Annotated in this window: 10 protein-coding genes; 4 read left to right on the forward strand and 6 right to left on the reverse strand. The window is 71.9% G+C overall.

Annotated features, from left to right (window positions below; genetic code table 11):
• Positions 1-291 precede the first annotated feature (291 nt).
• The 3 genes from ABGB10_RS28115 to ABGB10_RS28125 all read left to right on the forward strand — a co-directional run bounded on the left by ABGB10_RS28115 (position 292) and on the right by ABGB10_RS28125 (position 4,444).
• Complete coding sequence (locus ABGB10_RS28115; protein WP_347664013.1) at positions 292-1,488, forward strand: thiolase family protein; 1,197 nt, start codon at positions 292-294, stop codon at positions 1,486-1,488.
• Complete coding sequence (locus tag ABGB10_RS28120) at positions 1,485-3,545, forward strand: 3-hydroxyacyl-CoA dehydrogenase NAD-binding domain-containing protein (protein ID WP_347664014.1); 2,061 nt, start codon at positions 1,485-1,487, stop codon at positions 3,543-3,545. The genes ABGB10_RS28115 and ABGB10_RS28120 overlap by 4 nt, the downstream gene beginning before the upstream one ends.
• 128 nt (positions 3,546-3,673) lie before the next feature.
• Positions 3,674-4,444: a hypothetical protein gene (locus ABGB10_RS28125; protein ID WP_347664015.1), complete on the forward strand. Its 771-nt coding sequence runs from the start codon at positions 3,674-3,676 to the stop codon at positions 4,442-4,444.
• A 64-nt stretch (positions 4,445-4,508) separates the two neighbouring features.
• Here the strand turns inward: ABGB10_RS28125 and ABGB10_RS28130 are convergent, their stop codons facing one another.
• From ABGB10_RS28130 to ABGB10_RS28145, 4 genes are all read right to left on the reverse strand, one after another.
• Positions 4,509-4,928 (reverse strand): VOC family protein, encoded by a 420-nt coding sequence (locus tag ABGB10_RS28130; RefSeq protein ID WP_347664016.1) that lies wholly within the window; start codon positions 4,926-4,928, stop codon positions 4,509-4,511.
• Positions 4,925-5,332, reverse strand: a complete 408-nt coding sequence (locus ABGB10_RS28135) for a VOC family protein (RefSeq protein ID WP_347664017.1) — start codon at positions 5,330-5,332, stop codon at positions 4,925-4,927. The genes ABGB10_RS28130 and ABGB10_RS28135 overlap by 4 nt, the downstream gene beginning before the upstream one ends.
• A gap of 163 nt (positions 5,333-5,495) precedes the next feature.
• Positions 5,496-6,671, reverse strand: a complete 1,176-nt coding sequence (locus tag ABGB10_RS28140) for a HAMP domain-containing sensor histidine kinase (protein ID WP_347664018.1) — start codon at positions 6,669-6,671, stop codon at positions 5,496-5,498.
• A complete protein-coding gene (locus ABGB10_RS28145; protein ID WP_347664019.1) occupies positions 6,668-7,336 on the reverse strand; it encodes a response regulator transcription factor in 669 nt (222 codons plus the stop codon). Before ABGB10_RS28145 ends, ABGB10_RS28140 begins: the two co-directional genes overlap by 4 nt.
• A gap of 142 nt (positions 7,337-7,478) precedes the next feature.
• On the opposite strand from ABGB10_RS28145, the gene ABGB10_RS28150 reads away from it, so the two are divergent.
• Complete coding sequence (locus tag ABGB10_RS28150) at positions 7,479-8,606, forward strand: peptidase C39 family protein (protein ID WP_347664020.1); 1,128 nt, start codon at positions 7,479-7,481, stop codon at positions 8,604-8,606.
• Here ABGB10_RS28150 and ABGB10_RS28155 read toward each other — a convergent pair whose 3' ends face one another.
• Together ABGB10_RS28155 and ABGB10_RS28160 are read right to left on the reverse strand one after the other, a co-directional pair.
• Positions 8,607-9,893 (reverse strand): PQQ-binding-like beta-propeller repeat protein, encoded by a 1,287-nt coding sequence (locus tag ABGB10_RS28155; protein WP_347664021.1) that lies wholly within the window; start codon positions 9,891-9,893, stop codon positions 8,607-8,609. It abuts the gene before it with no gap.
• Positions 9,890-10,150: a hypothetical protein gene (locus ABGB10_RS28160; protein WP_347664022.1), complete on the reverse strand. Its 261-nt coding sequence runs from the start codon at positions 10,148-10,150 to the stop codon at positions 9,890-9,892. Before ABGB10_RS28160 ends, ABGB10_RS28155 begins: the two co-directional genes overlap by 4 nt.
• Between the last annotated feature and the right edge of the window lie 31 nt (positions 10,151-10,181).

The raw sequence follows: 10,181 nt of genomic DNA on the forward strand, positions 1-10,181 counted from the left end.
GAGCCCCTGAGCCCCTGAGCCCCTGAGCCCGGTTGATCATGAGGTTGACGGGCCTCCAGAAGATCCACAGCGCCGTCAACCTCATGATCGTCCAAAGCTGGACGGGCGGGGGCGGTGGAGGGGCGGGCGGGTCGGTGGGTGGTGGTGTGGGGTGGGCCACATCGGGGGGCGGGGACGGGGTTGGTTACTGGCGAGTAGCATTCGGGGGAACGTGCCCGTGTCGGCGACCCTTGTTCGGTCCGGCGTGCCGCCCGGCGCGAAGGCCGAATCACGGTCGAATAGGAGGCTCAAGTGCCCCGTGAAGTTCGAGATGTCGTCTTCGTCGACGGCGTCCGTACCCCGTTCGGCAAGGCGGGTGGCATGTACGCCAACACCCGCGCCGACGACCTGGTGATCCGCTGCATCCGTGAGCTGCTGCGGCGCAACCCGCAACTGCCACCGGAGCGGGTCGAGGAGGTCGCCATCGCGGCCACCACCCAGATCGGCGACCAGGGCCTCACCATCGGCCGCACCGCAGCGCTGCTGGCCGGGCTGCCCAAGACCGTTCCCGGCTTCGCCATCGACCGGATGTGCGCCGGGGCGATGACCGCGGTGACCACCGTGGCCAGCGGCATCGCGATGGGCGCGTACGACGTCGCCATCGCCGGTGGCGTCGAGCACATGGGCCGTCACCCGATGGGCGAGGGCGTCGACCCCAACCCGCGCATCATCGCGGAGAAGCTGGTCGACCCGTCCGCGCTGGTCATGGGCTCCACCGCGGAGAACCTGCACGACCTGGTCCCGCACATCACCAAGGCACGCACCGACGCGTTCGCGCTCGCCTCGCAGCAGAAGACCGCCAAGGCGTACGCCAACGGCAAGCTCCAGGACGACCTGGTGCCGATGTCGATCCGCGACGCGGAGGGCGGCTGGGGCCTGGCCACTGTGGACGAGGCCCCGCGGGACACCTCGCTGGAGAAGCTCGCCACCCTGAAGACCCCGTTCCGCCCACACGGCAAGGTGACCGCGGGCAACGCGGCCGGCCTGAACGACGGTGCCACCGCGAGCCTGCTCGCCGACGAGGCCACCGCCCGCGAGCTGGGTCTGCCGGTCGCCATGCGACTGGTGTCGTTCGGGTTCGTCGGGGTGGAGCCGGAGGTGATGGGCATCGGACCGATCCCGTCCACCGAGAAGGCGCTGCGCCTCGCCGGGCTCAGCATCGACGACATCGGCCTGTTCGAGCTGAACGAGGCGTTCGCCGTGCAGGTGCTCGCCTTCCTCGACCACTTCGGCATCGCCGACGACGACGCGCGGGTCAACCCGTGGGGCGGCGCGATCGCCATCGGTCACCCCCTCGCGTCGTCCGGCGTGCGGCTGATGACCCAGTTGGCCCGCCAGTTCGCCGAGCACCCCGAGGTCCGCTACGGGCTCACCGCCATGTGCATCGGCATCGGCATGGGCGGCACGGTCATCTGGGAGAACCCGCACTGGACGGAGGGCGACAAGTGAAGGCAGCGAACGAGGTAGTCACCAGGGCGCTGCTGCGCTCGGTGAACGTACCGGGGCTGGACCGCCCCGCCGCCCTGATCACCCTGGACAACGGCTTCGACCACACCAAGCCGAACACCTTCGGCCCCGGTGGGCTGGCCAGCCTGGACGAGGCGATCACCGCCGCCCTCGCGGCCGACCCGGCGTTCATCGCGGTGACCGGCAAGCCGTACATCTTCTGTGTGGGCGCGGACATCGTCGGCCTGCCGCAACTCGCCGACCGCGCGCAGGCGCTGGAGATCGGCCGGCTCGGTCACCGGGTCTTCGCCCGGCTCAAGGACAGCACCGTGCCCACGTTCGCGTTCGTCAACGGCGCGGCGATGGGCGGCGGGCTGGAGTTGGCGTTGCACTGCCACTACCGGACGCTCTCCGGCGGTGCGGCGGCCCTCGCGCTGCCCGAGGTCTCCCTCGGTCTGGTGCCCGGCTGGGGCGGCACCCAACTGCTGCCGAACCTGATCGGCATCCCCGCCGCCACCCAGGTGATCATCCAGAACCCGCTGATGCAGAACAAGATGCTCAAGCCGAAGCAGGCCGCCGAGCTGGGCATCGCGGACATCCTGTTGGAGCCGGCCGACTTCCTGGAGCGGTCCCTGGAGTGGGCCGCCGGCGTCGTCCGGGGTCAGGTCACGGTGACCCGGCCCGAGGTCGACAAGGACATGTGGGCGGGCGTGCTCTACTTCGCCCGGGAGACCCTCAACCAGCGGCTGCACGGCGCTGTTCCGGCCGCGTACAAGGCTCTCGACCTGCTGGAGACGGCCAAGGACGCGGACTTCGCGACCGGCACCGCGGCCGAGGACGAGGCCCTCGCGGACCTGGTCTTCTCCGAGGAGCTGCGCAGCGGCCTGTACGCGTTCGACCTGGTGCAGCGGCGGGCCAAGCGCCCGGCCGGCGCGCCGGACAAGGGCCTGGCCCGACCGGTCACCAAGGTCGGCATCGTCGGCGCCGGCCTGATGGCCAGCCAGTTGGCGCTACTGTTCGCCCGCCGCCTCCAGGTGCCGGTGGTGATGACCGACCTCGACCAGTCCCGGGTGGACAAGGGCGTCGGCTACGTGCACACCCAGATCGAGAAGGCCGTCACCAGGGGCCGGATGGACAAGGGCACCGCCGCCAAGCTGTACGGCCTGGTCAGCGGCACGGTCGACAAGAGCGCCTTCGCGGACGCCGACTTCGTCATCGAGGCGGTCTTCGAGGACCTGGGCGTCAAGAAGCAGGTCTGGGCCGAGTTGGAGAAGATCGTCTCTCCGGAGGCGGTGCTCGCGACCAACACCAGCTCGCTGTCGATCACCGAGATGGCCGCCGAGCTGGAGCACCCGGAGCGGGTGGTCGGCTTCCACTTCTTCAACCCGGTTGCCGTGCTGCCGCTGTTGGAGATCGTCCGGGGTGAGCGCACCGACGACGTCACCCTCGCGACCGCGTTCGCGGTCGCCAAGCAACTGAAGAAGTCCAGCGTGCTGGTGAAGGACGCGCCGGCTTTCGTGGTGAACCGGCTGCTCACCCGCTTCCTGGGCACCGTCTTCGCCGCCGTCGACCAGGGCACCCCGCTGGACGTGGCGAACAGCGCCCTGGACCCGCTGGGCCTTCCGATGCGTCCGCTCGCCCTGCTCCAACTGGTCGGGCCGGCCGTCGCGTACCACGTGGGCGGCACCCTGCACGCCGCGTACCCGGACCGGTTCGGGGTCAGCGAGAACCTCAAGCGGATCGCCGACTCGGGGCAGCCGATCGTGGTCGACGACCAGGTCAACGACGAGGTGGCCAAGCTGCTCGTCGTCGGTGACCAGCCGCTGACCGCCGAGCAGGTACGACAGAACGCCCTCGACGCGCTCGCGCAGGAGATCCGGCTGATGCTGGACGAGGGTGTGGTCGCCGAGGCGCAGGACATCGACCTGTGCATGATCCTGGGCGCTGGTTGGCCGTTCCACCTGGGCGGTGTCACGCCGTACCTGGACCGCACCGGCACGTCCGAGCGGGTCACCGGCCAGCGGTTCCTGCCGCGCGGGGCGGCGAGCCTGCCGGCCTGACCGAGCGCAGTACCACCGCGACCGTTTGCGATCAGCCCGGCGCCGGAGGGGCCCCCAGCAGGGACAACGCCCGGAGTCCTGAGCGGGTTAGGATCACGCGCTTTGCACCCCACCTTGGAGTTGACTGAATGTCCCAGCCGCCGGCCAGTCCCTACGGCCCGCCGCATGATTCCCCCACCCCGCCGCAGCAGCCCGGTCAGTCGGGCCAGCCGCAGCAGCCCGGTGGTTGGCCGCCACCGCAGCAGCAGGGCTTCCCGCCCGCGCAGCCGGGTCAGCCGTACGGCGATCCCAGCCAGTTCGCGGGCCCGCCACCGGCGAAGAAGTCGAACGTCGGCAAGATCATCCTGATCGTGCTGGCCGTGCTGCTGGTGGTCTGCCTCGGCGGCGTGGCGGCCGTCTGGTTCACGGTCAAGGACGACGTGGGCGACGTCGTCGACGCCACCAAGACCCGGCTGGTCGCGCCGGCCACCCTCGCCGGCCGGCCGAAGGTCACGGAGCCGGAGTTGCAGGCCGCCGCCGACCAGATGGTCACCGAGATGAAGTCGATGGTGCAGAACGAGACCAGCACGGTCGGGGCCTTCTACGGGGACCCGGCCAAGCAGGACCTCGTCATGATCGCCGGCGCGTCCGGGCTGTTGGCGGACCCGAAGAAGGAGCTGGACGACGCCATCAGCGGGCTCTCCACCGAACTGACGGTGACCAACCTTGCGGCCGTCGATCCTGGTCCGCTCGGCGGCGAGGCGAAGTGCGGTGACGGCAAGGCCGAGAGCGTGCCGCTCGGCGTCTGCGTGTGGGCCGACCGGGGCAGCCTGGGCATGGTGGTCATGTACTTCAAGACGGCCGACCAGACGAAGGCGGAGTTCGTCACGATCCGGGGCCAGGTCCAGCAGCGCTCCTGAGCCGTCGACGACCGAGGCCCCGACCACCCGAAGGTGGCCGGGGCCTCGTGCCCTGTGCCGGCGATCAGGCCGGTTCGGCAACCGCCGCCGCGGCCCGTGCCGCCGCTGCCGCCGCCCGCTCGGCCCTGTTGCCGAGTACGCAGAACTCGTTGCCCTCCGGGTCGGCGAGCACCACCCACCCGCCGCCGGTCGGGCCGACCTGGTCGGCGACGAGCGTCGCGCCGATGCCGAGCAGTCGCTCGACCTCCTCGGCCCGGCTGCGGTCGGTGGGTTGCAGGTCGAGGTGCAGTCGGTTCTTCACCGTCTTGCCCTCGGGCACGGCGATGAACAGCACCTCCGGGCCACCCGGCGGCAGGAGCATCGCCTCCGGGTCACCGGGGAAATCGTCGGGCTGCCGGGGGCAGTCGAAGACCTGCGCCCAGAAGCCGGCGAGGGCGTACGTGTCGCGACAGTCGATGCTGATGTTATGGATGATCGAACTCACAGCTGGTCCTCCACAGTGGTGGTGGCGACACGCTCCCCGGCGCTGCGGACCACGCAGAACTCGTTGCCCTCCGGGTCGGCGAGAACCGCCCAGCCCGTCCCGTCGGTGTGCCGGCAATCGGTGACCATGGTGGCCCCGAGGCCGAGCACCCGCTCGATCTCCTCGTCCCGGGTCCGGTCGACCGGTTCCAGGCAGATGTGGACCCGGTTCTTGGTCACCTTGTCTTCCGGCACCTCCTGGAAGAACAGGTTCGGGGTGGTCCCGTCCGGCGGCAGCAGGGCCGCCTCCGGATCGCCGGGGGCGTCCTCGCCGTGCCGGGTGTACCCGAGCACTGCCGACCAGAAGCCGGCCAGGGCGTACGTGTCGTGACAGTCGAAACTGATGTTGCGGATCCGTGGATACACGGGTGGTCCCTCCACTGTCGGATGGGGACGCTCCGCCGCCCGGGGTCAGCCTGCGAAGACCCGGGGTGCGGAGCCAGGACTGGTGGACATCGACGCACCCCCTTTCACTCTCCGAGCTGACCCGGCGATCTTTCCATCCGCCGAGCGGGGCGCGCAACCCCGATCAGCCGGCGGCGGACACGGTTCCGGGCACCACCGGGGCGTCCGCCGACGGCAGGGTCACCGTCACCTCCAGACCACCGCCGGGCTGCGCGATCACCCGCACCGTCCCGCCGTGCGCAGTGCACACCGCCCGGACGATGGACAGCCCGAGGCCGGAGCCGCGCGCGCCGGTGCGTTCCCGGCCACCGCGCCGGAACGGCTCGAACAGCCCCGGCACGTCGGCCTGGTCCACCTCGAAGCCGGTGTTGCCCACCACCAGCCAGGACCGCACGCCGTCGGTGCCGGTACGCACCCACAGTCGGCCGTGCAGGTGGTTGTAGCGGACCGCGTTCTCGATGAGGTTCCCGGCCAGCCGGTCGAGCAACCCCGGATCACCGACGACCGGCGCGGACTCCAGTGACGTCTGCACCCGCAGGCCGATCCGTTCCACCTCGCGGCGCATCGCCGACAACGCGTTGACGGTGCCGGCGGCGAGGTCGCACTCGGTCCGCCGACCCAGTTGCCGCCCGGCCTGCGCCTCGCTGCGGGCCAGCACCAGCAGCGCGTCCACCAGGCCGTTGGCCCGTTCCGAGGCGTCGCGGACCACGGTCGCCATCCGACGGTATTCGGCGGCGTCCGCGTCGTCGTCGCTGAGCGTCACGTCGATCTCGGTCCGCATCACGGCGAGCGGGGTACGCAGCTCGTGCGAGGCGTTCGCCACGAAACGCTTCTGCGCCTCGAAGGCGGACGCGATCCGGTCCAACATGGCGTCGAACGTCTTGGCCAGCTCGGCCACCTCGTCGTCGGCGCCCGAGTAGCCGATCCGCTGGTCCAGGGTGGCCTCACCGAGCCGCTGGGCGGTCGCGGTGACCTGGTGCAGCGGGCGCAGCGCCCGACCGGCCACCGCGTACGCGCCGGCCACCCCGACCACACTGATCGCCAGCAGCGCCACCAGGCCCTTGGCCAGCAGCTCCCCGGAGGCGGCGTCGACGAGTTGCCGCTGCCACTGGGCGGCGTCCATCGACTCGCCGTCGGCCAGCAGCACGACCGTGCCGGGCAGCAGCTCGTCGGTGGGGCGCAGCGCGTCCCGGACCAGCAGCCACGCCAGCAGCACCAGGATCGCCCCCGCGCCGATCAGCAGCACCCCGTTGAGCAGCGTCAGCCGCAGCCGCAGGGTGGGCCGCAACCGGCGGCTCATGCGCTCAGCTCGGCGGTGCGGTAACCCGCGCCGACCACCGTCTCGATCAGCGGCGGGTCGCCGAGCTTCTTGCGCAGCGTCATCACGGTGACCCGGACGATCGTGGTGAACGGGTCGGTGTTCGCGTCCCAGACCCGTTCCAGCAGCTCCTCGCTGGAGACCACCGCGCCACGAGCCTTGAGCAGCTCGCTGAGCACCCCGAACTCCTTGTTGGTGAGGTCGACAGGCACGCCGGCGCGGGTGGCCACCCGACGGGCCGGGTCCAGCACCAGGTCGGCCAGTTCGAGCACCGGCGGCGCGGCCGGAGTCGCCCGCCGGCCCAGCGCCTGCACCCGCGCGACCAACTCGTCGAAGGCGAACGGTTTGGGCAGGTAGTCGTCCGCGCCGAGCTGCAACCCCTCCACCCGGTCGGCCACCGTGCCGCTCGCCGTGAGCATCAACACCCGGGTCAGCGCGCCGGAGGCGGCCAGGTCGGCGCAGATCTGGTCACCGTGCACGCCCGGCAGGTCACGGTCGAGCACCACCACGTCGTACCGGGTGACGAACACCGCCTCGTGGCCGGCGTCGCCGTCGTACGCCACGTCGACCGCCATCCCCCGCTTGCGCAACCCGCGCGCGATCGCGTCGGCGAGGTTGCGCTCGTCCTCGACCACCAGTACCCGCATCCCGGCCTCCTCGCTGCTGACCACCGACAACCTAGTGCCGGCCGGCAACCATCGTCCCTCGCCGCCCGCACCGGTCGGCGTTGCGGGCCAGGTCGGCGTACGCGATGCTGTCCGGCGGCACCGAGCGACGGACGGACCTGGCATGACCATCGCGGCACCTCCCACCCGGCGGGACATCGCGTACCGGGGTTTCCACCTGCCGGAGGACAGCGACGCCGGCGAGCACGGCGTCGACGAGCACGGCGTCGACGGGCGGAGCACGTGGACGTCACCGCCGGTGCGGGTGGGCTTCGCCGTCGCCGAAGTGGTGCCGTCCTGGACCGCCGACACCCCGGACGGCTGCTGGATCGAGGTCGAGCTACGTGGCTGGCACGACGACGCGCCCGCCACCGGCTGGTACCGGCTGGCCCGGTGGGCGGCCGACGACGGGGCGGTGCGACGCACCTCGGTACCCGGGCAGGGCGACGGTGACGCCCGGGTCGACACCGACACCCTGATCGTGACCGGGGCGACGGTCACCGGCTGGCAGGCGCGGGTGACCCTGTGCCGGCCGGTCGGCAACCCGACCGGCCCGGTGCTGCGCAGCGTCGGCGCGGTCGCCACCGGCCCCACCCCGACCGACCAGGGGTACGAGCCGGAGCCCGCCTCGTCCGCTGCCCGTGGGCGGGTGCTGGACGTGCCCCGTTACTCGCAGCGGCTGCACGCCGGTCAGTACCCGCAGTGGGGCGGGGGCGGCGACTCCTGGTGCAGCCCCACCTGCACCTCGATGGTGCTCGCCTACTGGGGTGTCGGGCCGACGCCGGAGCGCTACTCCTGGGTGGAGCCGCCCGGCCCGCGTCCGGTGGTGGTGCACGCCGCCCGGCACTGCTACGACCACGCGTACGCCGGGGCCGGCAACTGGCCGTTCAACACCGCGTACGCGGGTCGGTACGGGGTGGAGGCGTTCGTCACCCGGCTCCGGTCGCTGGCCGAGGCGGAGGCGTTCGTCGCGGCTGGCATCCCGCTGATCGTGTCCGCCGCGTTCCGGGCCGACGAGGTTCCGGGGCTCCCCTACGACACCAGGGGGCACCTCATGGTGCTGGTCGGTTTCACCGCCGACGGCGACCCGGTGCTCAACGACCCGTACGCCCCGGACGACGACGCGGTCCGCCGTACCGTGCCCCGGCAACGGTTCGAGGCGGTCTGGCAACGCGGCAGCGGCGGTGTGGCGTACGTGCTGCGGCCCCCGTCGGTGCCGCTGCCCCCTCGGCCGGCCCAGGCGAACTGGTAGTCAGACGGGCAACTGCCACAGCCGGTACGTGCCGCTGGGCCCCGAGCACAGCAGGTGATAGGAGATCACCTGACACTCGCCGGTGGCGTCGCGCAGCACGTCGAGGACGCGTACCTCCCCGGCCAGGACGTCCACCTCGCCGACGAGCACCCCGCCGTCGGGATGCTTGCGGGTGCCGACCAGCCGGCCGCCCTGACTCAGTTCGTACAGGTCCCACCGGCCCAGGTCGGCCACCTCCTGTCCGGTGAGCGCGTCGAGCACGACGAAGCGGTCCGACGAGTCACCGCGGCCCAGCACGTTGGCCAGCAGTCGATCCTCGTGCCCCCACGCCCACCCCCAGCGACTGCTGCTCCAACGCACCTCGCCGGTGGCCGGGTCGAGCGCCTGCAGTCGGTTGGAACCGGTGCGCAGACACAGGACGAGGCCACAGTCCAACGCGAAGTCGACGTTCACGTTCGGGCGGATCCACCGCCGGTCGAGCTGGTCCAGGCCGTACGCGGTGACCGTGCCCGAGCCTCGGTCGAGGGCCAGCAGGAGGTCGTCCATCACCTGCAGGCCGAATCGCCCACCGTCGGCTGGTCGCAGGTCGGAGCGGGTCAGCACGACTCCGGTGGTCGCGTCGCGCACCTCGACCGGCCCGGTGGGTGGGCTGAAGATCAGCCGATCGATCCCACGCGCGGTCTCGTGTGGGCTGATCTCGGCGGTGGTGGCGGGCAACTGCCAGCGCACGGTGCCGCAGCAGGGGTCGACCGCCCGCAGGACGCTCGGCTCGCTCTCGCCGCCGGAGCTCAGCAGCAGGTTGCCGTCGACCAGTTTGCTGGCGCTCCCCGGTTGCTGCCACCGGTACGCGCCGGTCGCCCGGTCCAGCGCGATGGTCGTCGTGTCCCGACCCTGCGGCCCGATCTCGTACCCGGTGAGCATCAGCAGCCCGCCCAGCGGGAAGATCCCCCAGTACCGGGCCTCCCCCGACAGCGGCATCTGCCAGGCCGGCTCGCCGCCGGGCAGCCGATACGCCGCCAGTCGTCGCTGCTGCGACGACGGCGTGCTGGTCGGCTCGATCACCACGAAGAGGTCGCCGTCGACGAGCACGTCGGCCCCGGGCCGTACCGGCAGCGTCAGCACGACCTGCCGGGGCGGCGGTGCGCCGGCTGCGGCGAGGGTGAGCAGCGCGAGCAACGCGACCAGCGCAGCGCGCAGCTGCCGACCGTGCGCGCGGGGTGGACGGGGTGACGGGTCCGGATCCGGGCCGTGCCGCAGCACACCGAGGTCGATCACCGAGTCGGTCACCGCCTCCACCTCCAGAACGCGGTGGTGCCGTCGAGGCGCTGGCAGAGCAGCATCGGCGGGGACGCCTGGCACCTACCGGCGATGCCGGGCAGCACGCTCACCGTCTGCTGCGAAAGCGGCGCGGCACCGGGCAGCACCACCAGGGCGAGGATCAGCACGGCCGTGCTGCGCAGCGGGCGGCCGGCGGCGCGCGGTCGGCGAACCGCAGGCGCCGACGCGGCCTCGTCGCGAACCTCGCCCAGCTCGATGATCGACAACGACCGTCCTTCCCGTCACCTCTGGTCACCG

It is taken from the genome of Micromonospora sp. B9E7, assembly GCF_039871815.1.
Taxonomy (GTDB): domain Bacteria; phylum Actinomycetota; class Actinomycetes; order Mycobacteriales; family Micromonosporaceae; genus Micromonospora.

What these genes read in the sequence shown, in the direction of transcription:
- ABGB10_RS28125 (WP_347664015.1), top strand. Translation starts at nt 3,674, where the DNA reads ATGTCCCAGCCGCCGGCCAGTCCCTACGGCCCGCCGCATGATTCCCCC.
- ABGB10_RS28140 (WP_347664018.1), bottom strand. Translation starts at nt 6,671, where the DNA reads ATGAGCCGCCGGTTGCGGCCCACCCTGCGGCTGCGGCTGACGCTGCTC.
- ABGB10_RS28145 (WP_347664019.1), bottom strand. Translation starts at nt 7,336, where the DNA reads ATGCGGGTACTGGTGGTCGAGGACGAGCGCAACCTCGCCGACGCGATC.
- ABGB10_RS28150 (WP_347664020.1), top strand. Translation starts at nt 7,479, where the DNA reads ATGACCATCGCGGCACCTCCCACCCGGCGGGACATCGCGTACCGGGGT.